The sequence below is a fragment of the Gordonia alkanivorans genome (assembly GCF_004011905.1).
GTDB lineage: Bacteria > Actinomycetota > Actinomycetes > Mycobacteriales > Mycobacteriaceae > Gordonia > Gordonia alkanivorans.
Window position 1 is genome coordinate 1,075,798 of sequence record NZ_CP027114.1, and the last position, 14,554, is coordinate 1,090,351.

Annotated in this window: 12 protein-coding genes; 6 read left to right on the forward strand and 6 right to left on the reverse strand. The window is 67.9% G+C overall.

The annotated features are described in order from the left end of the window. The first annotated feature begins 209 nt into the window (after nt 1–209). The 6 genes from glnT (at nt 210) to C5O27_RS04955 (ending at nt 6,750) form a co-directional block, all read left to right on the forward strand. Nucleotides 210–1,571, forward strand: coding sequence for a type III glutamate--ammonia ligase (gene glnT / locus C5O27_RS04930; RefSeq protein ID WP_127962058.1), 1,362 nt, complete (start codon nt 210–212; stop codon nt 1,569–1,571). Between the two features lie 65 nt (nt 1,572–1,636). Then, a complete protein-coding gene (locus tag C5O27_RS04935; protein ID WP_127962059.1) occupies nt 1,637–2,533 on the forward strand; it encodes a class II glutamine amidotransferase domain-containing protein in 897 nt (298 codons plus the stop codon). Further along, a complete protein-coding gene (locus C5O27_RS04940; RefSeq protein WP_127962060.1) occupies nt 2,521–3,303 on the forward strand; it encodes a GltB/FmdC/FwdC-like GXGXG domain-containing protein in 783 nt (260 codons plus the stop codon). Before C5O27_RS04935 ends, C5O27_RS04940 begins: the two co-directional genes overlap by 13 nt. A 153-nt stretch (nt 3,304–3,456) precedes the next feature. Further along, nucleotides 3,457–4,815 (forward strand): FMN-binding glutamate synthase family protein, encoded by a 1,359-nt coding sequence (locus C5O27_RS04945; protein ID WP_127962061.1) that lies wholly within the window; start codon nt 3,457–3,459, stop codon nt 4,813–4,815. Continuing rightward, on the forward strand, nt 4,812–6,008 hold the full coding sequence (locus tag C5O27_RS04950) for an NAD(P)/FAD-dependent oxidoreductase (protein WP_127962062.1): 1,197 nt from the start codon (nt 4,812–4,814) through the stop codon (nt 6,006–6,008). The genes C5O27_RS04945 and C5O27_RS04950 overlap by 4 nt, the downstream gene beginning before the upstream one ends. Nucleotides 6,009–6,057: 49 nt before the next feature. Continuing rightward, entirely contained in the window at nt 6,058–6,750 is a 693-nt protein-coding gene (locus C5O27_RS04955; RefSeq protein ID WP_006361107.1) for a helix-turn-helix domain-containing protein, read from the forward strand. On the opposite strand, the gene C5O27_RS04960 is transcribed toward C5O27_RS04955, so the two are convergent. From C5O27_RS04960 to C5O27_RS04985, 6 genes are all read right to left on the reverse strand, one after another. After that, entirely contained in the window at nt 6,739–7,449 is a 711-nt protein-coding gene (locus tag C5O27_RS04960) for an EthD domain-containing protein (protein ID WP_035753941.1), read from the reverse strand. The two genes, C5O27_RS04955 and C5O27_RS04960, sit on opposite strands and share 12 nt — an antisense overlap. A 35-nt stretch (nt 7,450–7,484) precedes the next feature. After that, nucleotides 7,485–8,753: an MFS transporter gene (locus tag C5O27_RS04965; RefSeq protein WP_127962063.1), complete on the reverse strand. Its 1,269-nt coding sequence runs from the start codon at nt 8,751–8,753 to the stop codon at nt 7,485–7,487. A gap of 47 nt (nt 8,754–8,800) precedes the next feature. Next, nucleotides 8,801–9,265, reverse strand: coding sequence for a MarR family winged helix-turn-helix transcriptional regulator (locus C5O27_RS04970; protein ID WP_127962064.1), 465 nt, complete (start codon nt 9,263–9,265; stop codon nt 8,801–8,803). Between the two features lie 70 nt (nt 9,266–9,335). Next, nucleotides 9,336–11,417, reverse strand: coding sequence for a PhoX family protein (locus tag C5O27_RS04975; RefSeq protein ID WP_127962065.1), 2,082 nt, complete (start codon nt 11,415–11,417; stop codon nt 9,336–9,338). Between the two features lie 101 nt (nt 11,418–11,518). Beyond that, nucleotides 11,519–13,579 carry a TPM domain-containing protein gene (locus tag C5O27_RS04980; protein WP_127962066.1) on the reverse strand — a complete coding sequence of 687 codons (2,061 nt, stop codon included), beginning with the start codon at nt 13,577–13,579 and terminating at the stop codon, nt 11,519–11,521. A 76-nt stretch (nt 13,580–13,655) separates the two neighbouring features. After that, the gene (locus C5O27_RS04985) at nt 13,656–14,447 is read right to left on the reverse strand and encodes an LLM class F420-dependent oxidoreductase (RefSeq protein ID WP_127962067.1); all 792 of its coding nucleotides are present in this window, start codon (nt 14,445–14,447) and stop codon (nt 13,656–13,658) included. Between the last annotated feature and the right edge of the window lie 107 nt (nt 14,448–14,554).

Sequence of the window (14,554 nt, forward strand, 5' to 3'; positions counted from 1 at the left end):
GGGACAGTGAACAACGGCCCGGGGCCCACCGTGAGAACGGTGTGCCCCGGGCCTTTTTCGTCCCGTCACACGAGGAGCCGAAACGACACCGACCGCTCATCGGGCGGAAACAGCGGCGAAACAATCGATCGGTCTACTAACGGTAGACATTGATTCACGCGAGTGGACATCCCGACAAGCAACACCTACAGTCGACCCCGGAGCGCATCATGACCACCACCAACGCAGCCCCCGACACCAGTACCCTCGCCGAGCTGTGTGCGGCGACCGACACCAAGTTCATCCTCGCCATGTTCGTCGACCTTCGCGGAAAGCCGTGCGCCAAGCTGGTTCCGGTCGAGGCGGTCGACGAACTCGCCACGGAGGGAGTAGGTTTCGCCGGCTACGCGGTCGGTGCCATCGGCCAGGAGCCAAAGGACCCCGACCTCATCGCGATCCCCGACGTCAGCTCCTTCCTCCCGATCCCGTTCATCAAGGAAGGCCTCGCCGTCGTCCAGTGCGATCCGCACGTCGAGGGCAAGCCGTGGCCGTTCGCCCCGCGCAACATCCTCAAGACCCTCATCGCACAGACCGCCGACGCCGGCTTCGAGCCCTGGGTGGGGGCCGAGGTCGAATACTTCCTGCTCAAGCGTGCCGACGACGGTTCGCTCGTCACCGCCGACGCCGCGGACGACTCCGACCAGCCCTGCTACGACGTCCGTGGCCTCACCCGGATGTACGAACACCTCACCGCGGTGTCCACTGCCATGAACCAGTTGGGCTGGAGCAACTACGCCAACGACCACGAGGACGGCAACGGACAGTTCGAGCAGAACTTCAAGTACGCCGACGCGCTCACCACCGCGGACCGGGTCGTCACTCTCCGCTACCTCCTCTCGGCCATGGCCGCGGAGAAGGGCATGATCGCCACCTTCATGCCGAAGCCGTTCGCCGACCGCACCGGCTCCGGTCTTCACTTCCACCTCTCGCTCACCAAGGGCGGTGAGCCGGTGTTCCCGCAGGTCAGCGAAGACGATCGCGGACTCGGCCTCTCCGACACCGCCTATGGGTTCATCGGCGGCATCCTCGAGCACGCGCCGGCGCTGCAGGCCGTCATCGCACCGACTGTCAACTCCTACAAGCGAACCGGCGCGACCGCCACCCGTTCGGGAGCGTCCTGGGCGCCGCGCAAGGCCACCTACGGCGGCAACGACCGGACCCACTACATCCGCGTTCCCGACGACCAGCGCGTGGAACTCCGCGGCGGTGACGGATCGGCCAACCCGTATCTGGCCGCGGCCGCGCTGCTCGGTGCCGGCCTCGACGGCATCAAGCGAAGCCTCGACCCCGGCGCCGTCGGCGGTGCACCCAGCCACATCGCCGAACTGCCCCTCACCCTGCTGCACGCGGTCGAGGCCTTCGAGGCCGACGCCGTCGTCGCGGGCGCGCTCGACGCCGCACTCCCCCAGGACTGGCCCGAAGACCAGGGCAAGGTGTCGACCTACTTCTCCGGCCTCAAGCGCGAGGAGTTCTTCAACTGGCACGCCGCGGTCTCCCCGTGGGAAGTCGACCAGTACCTCACCGCCTTCTGACGCGGCCGACCCGGCCGCGCGGACCGAACCACATCCAACTCCCCTTCGACGTAAAGGATTCGACAATGTGCGGAATCGTCGGATTGCATCTGCGTAATCCCGATCTTCATCCCCGACTCGGCGCCATGCTCGCCGAGATGCTCGGCGAGATGCAGGATCGAGGTGCGGATTCGGCCGGTATCGCGGTCTACGGCAACCCCGAGTGGGCGCCGCCCGGCCACGGCTGCGTCTCGCTGCTCGAACTCGACGTCCTGCCCGACGAGGTCTCGTCGACCCTCGGTGCAGCACTCGGCGTATCCGTCGCCGCCCAGCTCGTCGACGCCACTCTGGTCGCGTCGGCCCCGGTCGGTGCCGAAGAACTCCTCGGTGCGGCCCGTGCCGCCTACCCGGACGCGCTCGTCGCCGGCTTCGGCTCGGATCTGACCGTCCTCAAGGGTGTCGGCGCGCCGCGTGACCTCACCGAATCCTGGGGGCTGGCAAACGCTTCCGGCTGGCAGGGCGTCGGCCACACCCGCATGGCCACCGAATCGGCCGTGACCCCGTCCGGTGCTCACCCCTACGCCGTGGGGCCGGAGCAGTGTCTGGTGCACAACGGCTCGTTCGCGAACCACGCCACCATTCGACGCGAATTACGCGCCCAGGGAGTCGAATTCGACAGTGAGAACGACACCGAGGTCGGCGCGCGCTTCGTCGCCCACCAGCTCGCCGCCGGTAAGGACGTGGAGACCGCGCTCAAAGAGGTCTGTGCCACCTTCGACGGCTTCTACACCCTGGTGGTCTCGAACCGCGACTCCTTCGCCGTCGTCCGTGATGCCATCGCCTGCAAGCCCGCGGTGATCGCCGAGACCGACGACTGGGTGGCGATCGCCAGTGAGTACCGCGCCCTCGCCAAGCTGCCCGGCGTCGAGAACGCCCGCATCTGGGAGCCCGAGCCGGAGGTGGTCTACGCATGGACGCGGTGACTCTCGAACAACCGGGGACACTCGGACAACCCGAGGCCCTCGGCCACTCCACCTACTCCCCCACCGGCACAGCGAAAGCGGAGACGATGAGCCCCAATCACCACTTCGACCTCGCGAACACCCCACTGCGAGAGATCAACTCGGCCCTTCACGGGGACATCTCCGGGGAGATCGTCATCGACAACCCGGCCGGCGCCCACAGCGTCGCGGCGGGCGTGAACGCCCCCGTCAAGATCACCGTCAACGGTCACGTCGGCTACTACGCCGCCGGCATGAACCAGCAGGCCGAGGTCACCATCAACGGCAACGCCGGCACCGGTGTCGCCGAGAACATGATGAGCGGCAGCGTCATCGTGAAGGGCAACGCCTCGCAGTCGGCCGGGGCCACTGCCCACGGCGGGCTCCTCGTCGTCGAGGGTGACGCCGCGGCGCGCTGCGGGATCTCGATGAAGGGCGTCGACATCGTGGTCGGCGGCAACGTCGGACACAACAGCGCGTTCATGGCGCAGGCCGGCCGCCTGGTCATCCGCGGCAACGCCGGCGACGGACTCGGCGACTCCATCTACGAGACCCGCATCTACGTCCGCGGCGAGGTCGCCTCCCTCGGTGCCGACTGCATCGCCAAGCCGATGCGCGAGGAGCACCTCGAGGAACTCGCCGGACTGCTGAAGGCCGCCGGCTACGGCGACGACGACCTGACCGCCTACACCCGTTACGGGTCGGCCCGCGAGCTCTACCACTTCAAGGTGGACAACGCTTCCGCCTACTGAGCCACCCGTCGCTCTCCGGGTGCGAGCCCCTGCTCCCTGAGGTGCGAGGAGCGATAGCGAAGCCTCCCCTCGCTCCCTGAGGTGCGAGGAGCGAAAGCGACGAGCCACGAAGGGCCGCCACCCCTCGCGCCCCTGACCGAAAGAGACATCACCATGACCGAGAACCTCAGCGTCGAGCAGCGCGGACTCCGTGAATCCGCCACCTACGACCGCACCACCATCGCCGCCATCCAGCGCGCCGCCGAGACCGGCATCTACGACATCCGCGGCTGGGGTGCCAAGCGCAAACTCCCCCACTTCGACGATCTGCTGTTCCTGGGGGCCTCGATGTCGCGCTACCCGCTCGAGGGTTACCGCGAGCGCTGCGACACCGACGTCGTCCTGGGTGGCCGCAATGCGAAGTACCCGTTGCATCTGTCGACCCCGGTCACGATCGCTGGCATGAGTTTCGGCGCGCTGTCGGCCGGCGCCAAGGAGGCACTGGGTCGAGGGGCGTCGGAGGTCGGCACGTCGACCACCACCGGCGACGGCGGTATGACCCCGGAGGAACGCGGTCAGTCCAAGCACCTCGTCTACCAGTACCTGCCCTCGCGCTACGGCATGAACCCCGACGATCTGCGCAAGGCCGACGCGATCGAGGTGGTCCTCGGTCAGGGCGCCAAGCCGGGCGGCGGCGGAATGCTGCTGGGGCAGAAGATCTCCGAGCGCGTAGCGGGTATGCGCACGCTGCCCCAGGGCATCGACCAGCGCAGTGCGTGCCGGCATCCGGACTGGACCGGTCCCGATGACCTCGCCATCAAGATCAACGAACTGCGCGAGATCACCGACTGGGAGAAGCCGATCTACGTCAAGGTCGGCGCCAGCCGCACCTACTACGACGTGAAGCTGGCCGTTCACTCCGGCGCCGACGTCGTGGTGGTCGACGGCATGCAGGGCGGCACCGCGGCCACCCAGGAGGTGTTCATCGAGCACGTCGGCATCCCGACGCTGGCCGCCATCCCGCAGGCCGTGCAGGCGCTGCAGGAACTCGGAGTTCACCGCCGGGCGGGAGTAGGGGCGGACCGTGACGCAGTCCAGCTGATCGTCTCGGGCGGCATCCGCAACGGTGCCGATGTCGCCAAGGCGATGGCGCTCGGTGCAGACGCGGTGGCCATCGGCACCGCCGCTCTGATCGCGCTGGGCGACAACGATCCCCGCTACGCCAAGGAGTACGAGGCGTTGGGTTCGGCGGCCGGTTACTACGACGACTTCCAGGACGGACGCGACCCGGCCGGCATCAGCACGCAGGATCCGGAGCTCGCAGCGCGCTTCGACCCGGTGCTCGGGGGCAAGCGTCTCGCCAACTTCCTGCGGGTCATGACGATGGAGGCCCAGACCATCGCCCGTGCCTGCGGCAAGGCGCATCTCCAGCATCTCGAGCCCGAGGACCTCGTCGCCATCACGATCGAGGCCGCGGCGATGGCGCGGGTCCCGATGGCCGGCACCAACTGGATTCCGGGGAGTGGGCTGTGAGCGAGCAGGATTCGACCGCATCGGTCGTCATCATCGGCGGCGGACTCGAAGGCGCCGCAACCGCGTGGGCACTCGGTCAGCGCGGCATCACCGATGTGGTGGTGTGCGAACGGGACACCGTGGGCGGCGGGATGACCGGCAAGTCGTCGGGCATCGTCCGCTGCCACTACGGCGTCAGTTCGCTCGCCGCGATGGCGGCGGTGGGCCTCGAGGTCTTCGAGAAGGCCGAGGAGATCTTCGGTACCGACATCGGCTTCCGACAAACCGGCTATGTCGTCGGCGTCGGCGAGGCGAACGTCGAGAGCCTGCGCAAAAGCCTTGCAGCACAGCGTGAGGTCGGCGTCCAGACCGAGGAGATCGACGCCGCCGAGGTCGCGAAGATGTGGTCGGCAGCCGATCTCGAGCCGTTCGCGGCCTTCGGCTGGGAGGAGCGCGGCGGTTACGGCGACGCCTACCAGACCGCTCAGGCCTTCGCCGCCGCCGCACGTGCCACCGGCATCAGGATCCGGCAGGGCACGACGGTCACCGAGCTCATCGTGGACGGGGACCGGGTCACCGGCGTCCGCCTGGGCGACGGGTCGACGATCTCCGCCGACACCGTCGTCGTCGCGACCGGTGTGTGGTCCAAGCCGTTCCTCGCGCCGCACGGCATCGATGTCCCGATCTCGGTCCATCGTGAACAGATCGTGATGATCCATCCCGGCGAGGATCTCGGCGCGGTGCCGGTGTTCTCCGACCTCGTGTCCCTGCAGTACGTCCGACCGGACGTGCGTGGCGAAATCCTGTTCGGCAACAGCGATCTCAAAGAGCTGCAGATCGCCGATCCGGACAGCTACAGCAACCGGGTCGACAGCGACTTCGTCGACCTGACCGTCGACAAGGTCGGCACCCGGTTCCCCGGCTTCACCGAACCGGCGATCACCAGCAGCTATGCCGGTTGCTACGACGTGACACCGGACTGGAATCCGATCATCTCGCGAGGACCGCTCGACGGCCTGGTGCTGGCGGTCGGTTTCAGTGGTCACGGGTTCAAGATCTCGCCGGCGGTGGGGCGGCTCGTCGCCGATCTGGTGGTCGACGGACGCAGTTCGGACCCCCGGATCCCCGAGTCGGACTTCCGTTTCTCCCGGTTCGCGGAGGGAGACCCGCTGAAGACGAGGTTCCCCTACGTGGGAGCAGGGGAGATGCGCTGAGCGTTCCGGAGCGGTGGGCGGGGGCAACCCGACGAGAGGACGCGAGAACATGTGTCAACTGACAGTGAACGAGCTGGCTCACTATGCTGGCGAGGTGACCGACGACCCTTTGATCCGGAACCAGTCTGGCATCGCACGGGAACGCCCCGTCGACCAGTCGGTCGAGGAACTCGAGCTCGAGACCGCGATCGCGCACAACGTGCGTCGGCTGCGTCGTCAGCAGGGACTGTCGGTGGGCGACATGGCGACCCGCGTCGGGATCTCCAAGGCGATGCTGTCGAAGATCGAGAACGCGCAGACCTCCTGCAGTCTCAGCACTCTGGCCCGCCTGGCCAACGGCTTCGACGTCTCGGTCACGTCGTTGTTCCGCGGTGCGGAGATGGAGCGGTCGGCCGTCTTCGTGAAGGCGGGGGAGGGCAACGAGATCGTCCGTGAGGGTTCGCGTGAGGGCCACGAGTACGAGTTGCTCGGATCGCTTCGCGGAGAACACAAACGGCTCGAATGTCTGCTCGTGACGCTGACCGAGAAGTCGGTGACCCAGCCGCTGTTCCAGCACGCTGGTACCGAATTCCTGTATGTCCTCGAGGGCGTGATGGACTACGCGCACAGCCGTTCGGTGTACCGGATGCATCCCGGCGACGCGTTGCAGCTCGACGGAGAAGGCGCGCACGGGCCGGTCGAACTCGTCGAACTGCCCGTGCGCTTCCTGTCCGTCATCGCGTTCCCGGATTCAGCCGTCTGAGGCCACCCCGGCGGAGAGATCGAAACGTAGGAGATCGAAGTCGTAGCGGGAGGTCGGGACCACGTCGAGGTGTCGGTCCGCACCGAAACGTGCGACGCTGGTGAGCATCCGGGTCATTCGACGTTCCAGTTCGGCCTGGTCGCCGTTGCTGCCGTAGAAGGCGTGGATGTCGGAGACAGCCGCCATGGGGAACAGCTCCTCGACGATCGCGTCGACGGGCGGCGGGTCGTCGGTGAGTGGACGCTCGACGATGTTCTGGACATAGCCGAACGTGGCCTGGGTGTCGATCGCAACCCGGGTGTGGTCCTCGAGCCAGCGACGCAACCATTCGTCGCGGTCCAGCTCGACGGGGCGTCGTAGGAAAGCGATGTTCGACAGCGCGTCGATGCGCGTTCCGTCGGCAGGGAGCTCCGGGTCGAGGGGAGCGCGGGCGGTGACCTCCCACGCCGCCGGGCGCCCCTCGACGCTCTGGATCACCGCGGGAAGGACGGCGTCGACATCCTCGGCCCAGTACGTCACCACCGCGTCGATCGGCGGATCGAGCTCGTCGATCCGCATCGCGCCGGAGACCCGGTCGTCGGCGATGTTGAGCTGGACGCGCACGGCACCGGCTGCTGCACATCGTGTGACCAGACCGTCGGCACCGTCGCGCGTCAGCCCGCCGTCGCGCACCGCCACGATCACCTTCGAATACGTCATCAGGCGGACGGTACCGGGACGAACCGGTGTTCGGGTCAGAACTCCTCGACGCCGACAAGCGCGGCGGTGTCGTCGATCTCGTCGTCGTCGGTTGCCTTGATGAGTGCGACGGCGCCCAGCGCGGCGACGCAGTAGGCGGTCGCGAACCACCAGGGCGCGGCGTCGGAACCGAACCACTTGGCGAGGTACGCCACGAGCACCGCGGCGATCGCGGCCCCCATCCAGCGGAGGAAGCTGAAGCCCGCGCTGGACACCGAGCGCGGGGTGCCCGTCCCGCCGGAGGACATGGCAAGGTCGGTGAAGAGGGTGTTCAGTACACCCGACGGCAGGCCGGAGAGGACGACGGCGAGCCCGATGAGCCACACCTGATCGCTGACCGTGCCGATGCCGGCCAGCACCATGATCGAACCGTAGGCGAAGATCGCCACCAGCACACCGGCCTTCTCACCCAGGGCCTTCGCCAGCGCGGGTGCCACGAAGACACCCGCCAGCGCGGTGAGCAGACCCCACCCGAAGAAGATGAGACCGGCGTGGATCGGGCGGAGCCCCATCGCGATCGGCGCCCACGCGATGACGGTGAACAGTGCACCGGTGTAGAAGGCGGAACCGATGCCCGAGATCGTCAGGGCGCGATTGCGGAGGGCCTTCAGCGGATCGACGATCCGCACCCGGTCACGGGTGATGCGAGGTGAGTCGGCGGGGAGCATGACCGCGCACAGGATGGCACCGAAGAGCATGAGCAGTGCGGTTCCGCCGAACGGCGCGCGCCAGGTCCATTCGCCGAGTGTCGCCCCGAGCAACGGTCCGACCGCCAGACCGAGGCCGAGTGCGGCCTCGTACATCATGATCGCGCCCTGTCGGCCGCCCACGGCGGACGAGACGATGAATGCCAGTGCGGTCGCGAGGAACAGTGCGTTGCCGAGACCCCAGAGCACACGGAGGGCGATCAACTGATCGATGTCGTCGACGAAGGCGGACAGTCCGGCGGCGACGACGATCAATGCCAGTCCGACGGTGAGCGTGCGCTTGGGACCGAAACGGTATGCGGCCCAGCCGGTCAGGAGCATCGCCAGGCACTGCACACCCACATACACGCCGAACAGCAGGGTGACCTTTTCGGCCGGCGCCTCGAGCGCTTCGGCGATGCTGTGCAGGATCGGGTCCACGAGGCCGATGCCCATGAAGGCGATCGTGGCGGCGAAGGCGGTGATCCACACGGTACGGGGTTGCTCGCGGAACGTGGTGAGCAGTGACTTCTCCGATGTGGCGGTCCCGGTGGTCGGGGTGTTCTCGGTGACTGTCATGGGGTCCTTCTCGATCGCTGGCTGATGACGTGTCCGGCCCGCGGACGTCAGGTCGCGTTCGTCGGTTGCGTCGGGGTCTCGTCGAGTCGGTCGCGCAGTGCCTGGAGAGCCGGGCCGGCGGCGGCGAGAGCGGCCCGGTCTTCGTCGTTCAGTGCGGCGAGCGCACTGGTGAGGACGACGTCGCGCTCCTCGCGGATCTGCGACACGAGGGCGCGGCCGTGGTCGGTCAACCCGACCAGGACCGCGCGTCGATCCGCCGGGTCGGGTCTGCGTTCGACGAGCTCGTGTCTGGTGAGGCCGTCGATCACCGACGTCGCTGTCGGCATACGGATGGACTCGCGATCGGCGAGTTCACCCATCCGCATCCACCCGTCGTCGGCGAGGACGTTGAGGGCCGAGGTCTGCGCCGCGGTGAGCTCGACCCTTGGTGCGCGTCGGCGAAGCGCCAGGTAGAGCCTGGTGATCGTCGGACGCAGCGTCAGGGCGAGCTGCGCGGGATCGGAAGCGGGCACGTTTAGAAACTCTAATACTTAGAGTTTCGAAGTAACATCTCGTCAGGGTGTGACGCTGCTGACACGCGCGTCAGACGCCGATCGGGCTCCCACCGTCGCGCCAGACCGCGACCACCGACGGCCGCGGTTGGGAGTTCCCGCCGTCGGGCCAGTGCGATGCCGGATTGTCCGCGGAATGGTCGTCGAGTTCTCCGGGATGCTGCACCGCGATCAGGATGCGGCTGCTGTCGATGACCGGACCGCACGTCTCGGCGCCCTTGGGGACGGTCAGGAACTGCTTGGTCTCGCCCCGACGGTCCCCGTCGAGCGCGACCGCGAACAGGCCGTCGTTGGAGTCGAGGGCGTTGCCGTCGGTGGAGATCCACAGGTTGCCGTGCGGGTCGAAGGCGACGTTGTCGGGGCAGGAGATCGGGCTGACCCGGGTCTTGTCGAAACCGCCGTAGTAGGTGTCGGCGGCGGCGGGGTCGCCGCAGACGAGCAGCAGTTCCCAGGTGAACTCCGTGCCGGTGTGGTCGTCGGTGATCTCGAGGATCTGACCGTTCTTGTTCTCGTTGCGGGGGTTGACGAGATCGGCGGCGGCCTTGCCGTCGGTGCCGCGGTCGCTGTTGTTGGTGAGGGCGCAGTACACCTTGCCGGTCTTCGGGTTCGGTTCGATGTCCTCGGGACGGTCCATCTTGGTGGCACCGGCGGCGTCGGCCGCCTCGCGGGTGAACACCGCGACCTCGGCCGGTGACATGCCGGTGATGTACGAACGGGCCGTGCCGTCGGCATTGACGGTGAGCAGGGGCTTCCACGACCCCTTGCCCGCGAACTTGCCTGCCGCAGGCAGTGCGCCGGAACCGTCGACGGGTTCGCCGGTGAACGTCGCGACGTACAGGGTCCCCTCGTCGAGAATGCGCATGTTGTGTTCGCGCGCGGTCCTCGACAGTCCGCTCTTGATCTTTCGACTCGACACGAACTTGTAGATGTACTCGAACTTCTCGTCGTCACCGCTGTAGGCGACCACCGTGCCCTCGCCGGGACCACTGCCGACGACGTAGATGTTGGCCGACTCGTGCTTGAACCGCCCCATTGAACTGTGTTTGACGGGAACGGCTTTCGGATCGTGTGGATCTACTTCGACGATGTAGCCGAAGCGGTTGGCCTCGTTGGGTTCGACGGCCAGGTCGAAGCGTTTGTCGAACCGTCCCCACTGGTGTTCGTCATCGTCGTCGGCGAACGAGTAGCGCTCCAGGCGTGAAGCAGCTTTCGGCTCGGTGACCGCGCTCGCGTTGCCGAAGTAGCTGTTGAAGTTCTCCTCGCCGGAGAGCATGGTGCCCCACGGGGTGAGTCCGCCCGAGCAATTGGCGATGGTCCCCAGGACGGTGGTGCCCGCGGGATCGGCCGTGGTCCTCACGAACTCGGTACCTGCGGCGGGACCGGTCAGTCGAAACGGGCTCGACGCGGTGAGTCGTCGGTTACGCGGTCCGACAACGGTTGTGAGCGCGCCGGATTCAGGCCGGGCGGTCACCTCGACCACGGCGACACCGATCGAGGCCATCGCGACGCGGGCCTGCTGTTCGGTGGGTTGGCCGTCCTTGTACCCGGTGAACATGAACGGTTCGGTGGGGTACTCCAGATTGGCGACGAGGTAGAAGTGGTCGGGCACGCCGTCGACCGGGATGAGCCCGGCGAAGTCATTGTTGAAGCCGAACTGCCCGGCCTGGGCCTCGGGGGTCTGATTGGCGAAGTCGAACTCCGGGGCGCCGGGCAGGACGGGGTCGCCCCAGCGGATGACCACCTCCTGCCGATATCCGTCGGGGATCACCACCGCGTCTTCGGTGTTGGCCGGGACGGCCGCGAACTTCATGCCCGGCAGCGCATCTCCGGTGGCAGATCCGGTCGTCGAGGTGCCGTTTCCCGAGCCGCTCTCGCCGCAGGCCGCGAGCACCGATGCCGCTCCGACCGCGACGGCCGTACCCGCCGACGTCTTGAGGACGCTCCGCCGCGAGACCGCGGTACGCACGACGTCGCGGAAGTACGCGTTGTCGCTGCGGTTTCCGGGATCGTGACGGCAGGCATCGCCGCATTTGTAGCGACACGTCACCTGGGCGCGAGAGGAACGGCCGGCGTCGTGACCGGTGGAGGTGAACAGCGGCAACTGGATTCGCACTCGCAGGACGCTAGGCGGCGCGAGCGAACCGGTGGAGACCCGGATGTGAACGGGAACCCAACGTGCGGTGGCCGTCCGCCGGCTGAGCTCTGTCGAAGCCGCTAGAACCGCCCGCCGGTACCGATCCGTCCCGACGATCCGGAGCCGCCGAACGAGCCGGGGCTGCGTCCGCCGCTGCTGAACCCGCCACCGAACCCGCCGGGGTATCCGCCTCGGTATCCACCGCGCCCGCCGCTGATGGTGCCGCGCAGGAAGCTGTCGACGAGGATGCCGCCGAGGACGGCTCCGGCGGTCGAGGAGCCGCCCGAACGCGGCTGCTGCGACTGCTGCCAGTTCACGACGTCACCCTGGGCGGCCATCAGAGCCTGGTCGGCGAGAGCACCGGACCGGCGTGCCGTCGAGGTGGCGGCGCCCGGGTCGGTTCCGGCGGCCTCCTGAGCGGACCGGAGAAGTCGCTGGGCCTCGGCAAGACGGGTCCGGGCGGTGGACTGGACGGCGCCGCGTCGGGTGCCGATGAAGTCCGACGCCGAGGTCACCTTCGCAGTCGCCGACTCGAGGGCCGCGGTCAACACCTGTGCGCGACGGGTGCGTTCGGCCGCGGAATCCCTTGCGGCGTCGAGCGCGTCGTCGAGATCGGCGTCCGCGTCGACCAGTGCGGTGAACGTTCCCAAGGGATCGGCGTCGAAGCCGGTGCGGGCCGCGTCGAGCGCGGTTCGCGCGGCCGCCGCGGCAGTCGCCAGCGCGGGTCCGCCATCGGCGGTCAGTGAGGCGGCCTCGGCGAGCTCGCCCTCCACCTCCTCGATCAGCGCGGGCATACGGGACTGTGCGGCCGCGATGTTCGCGTCGGCGTGATCGATCGCGTCGAGGAGCACGGTGGCCTGCTCGATGGACCCCTCGGCCGAACGGATCGCCGCGACCGCGGGACCCTGCTGCCCGACCGGTGCGGCACTCGCCGCACGACCCTGATCGGCGGTCGCCTCGGCGAAATCGATCTGCTGCCGGGCGAGTTCGACGTTCGGCAGGATCGATGCGAGCGTCTGCTCGCCGTGCTTCTCGGTCAACTCGGTGAGCTGCTGCGTGGCCGGGTCGAGGCGTGCGCGCAAGCCGATCAGCTGCTGGGTGATCGCGTCGAAGCGGGTGTCCGCGTTGATCAGCAGGTTGCGCATCGCATCGAAGGCCTCGACCTGGTCGTCGAGCGCGGCGTCGGCCTCGGTGCACGAGGTGATGATCTCGACGAGCATCCCGCGGCGTTCGTCGTCGGTCTCCGGGACGTTGTCGTCGAGCCGCTGCCGGAGGGCGAAGGCCTGTGCGAGCTCGCGTTTCGCGTGGTCGACGGCCTGGGTGAACGGCGCGGTCTCGGCCTCGCCGAACTCTCCGACAGCCAGGCGCAATTCCTCTTCGCTGGTGCGGACGGCGTTGTCCAGATCGGTGAGGACCTCACGCGACCACGGGTCGAGCACGTCGAGCGGCTGTTCCGCGAGTTGGTCGACGGTCAGTTCCTGCTCGCGAAGCGCTTCCACGCTGCCGTCGATCCGACGCTGCTTGCGCCGTCGCGAGTACAGGTACGCGCCGCCACCGCCGATCACGACCGCCCCGCCGACGACACCGGCGGTGATGACCCCGGTGTAGCTGGGGTCGAGGGCATTCGAGAGCCCGTTGATGGCGCCCAGCCCGGCCTGCGCCCAGTTGCCCTCGCGAAGCTGCGGGACGACGTCGTTGGTGGCGACGTCATCGAGGGTCGACTGGTCGAGTCCGCCGATGCTGTCCGGAGCGAACATGCGGTAGGCGCGGTCCTCGGTCGCGACGGCCAGCAGCGCGTCGCGGTCGCCGAGTTCGCTGGCGATGGCGGTCTGGTCGGCCCACTGTTCGCTGGTGAGGCCGTCGAAGCTGCGAACGTACACGATCCACATCTGTATGTCGTTCTCGTTGTACAGCTCGTCGAGGGCGTTCTCGAGCTCGGTCCGCCGCTCCGGGGTGATCACCTCGGCCGAGTCGACGACATAGGTGGGCAGGCGCGTGGGCGGCTCGGCGGCGGCCGTGCCGGCTCCGACGCTCAGCAGCAGGGTCATGCCGAGCGCGAGACCGACGGCTCCGAGAGCTGCCGAGACGCGACGTGTCACGACGTGCCCCCACCCACCACGAAACGCAGGTTCCCGATGCATGATCACAAATCTAACCAGCCGCCGCATTCGGGTGAGTGTATGTCCGTCCTTGACCTCGATCGGTGCCGGCACGTGCTCAGAGTCGAGCGTCGCGCCACCGGCACAGGGCCTCGACGGCGGTGAGGTCGTAGTCGGGGCCCGTCACGCCGACGGTGAGCAGACTGATGCCCTCATCGGCCAGCGCGTCGGCACCGCGGAGCATGGCGTCGACGTCGCCGTCGAACTGCACCGCCGACGACCGTTCGATGGTCTCCGGATCGCGTCCTACCGCGGCGCAGTGCTCGGCGAGGACCTTCGACTTGTGGCGGTACTGCTCGACGTCGTTGAAGCCGTGCCAGGCGTCGGCATGCTCGGCGATGTAGCGCAGCGTCTTCTTCTCGCCGCTGCCGCCGACGAGGATCGGGATGTCGCGGGTGGGTGCGGGATTCAGCTTGCCCAGACGCGACTTGATGCGCGGCAGTGCCGCCCCGAAGTCGTTGAGGCGCGAGCCGACGGTGCCGAACTCATAGCCGTACTCGTCGTAGTCCTTCTGGAACCAGCCGGCGCCGACACCGAGGATCAGACGGCCGCCGCTGATGTGGTCGACGGTGCGGGCCATGTCGGCGAGCAACTCCGGATTGCGGTAGGAGTTGCAGGTCACCAGCGCGCCGATCTCCACCCGCGACGTCTGTTCCGCCCACGCACCGAGCATCGTCCAGCATTCGAAATGCTCGCCCTCCGGAGCACCGTAGAGGGGGTAGAAGTGGTCCCAGTTGAAGGCGACGTCGACGCCCGCATCCTCGGCGCGACGGACCGCGTCGCGGATCAGGCCGTACTCGGGGGCGTGCTGGGGCTGAATCTGGACACCGATACGAAGAGGAAAGGCCATGGCGACCAGTCTGCCCGCTTCCGGCGGCGGCGTCGATGCCTTGAACCGCGCTTGCTCCCTGAGGAGGTCCGGAGCTTGCGGAGGGCCGTCTCGAAGGGTGGTACCAA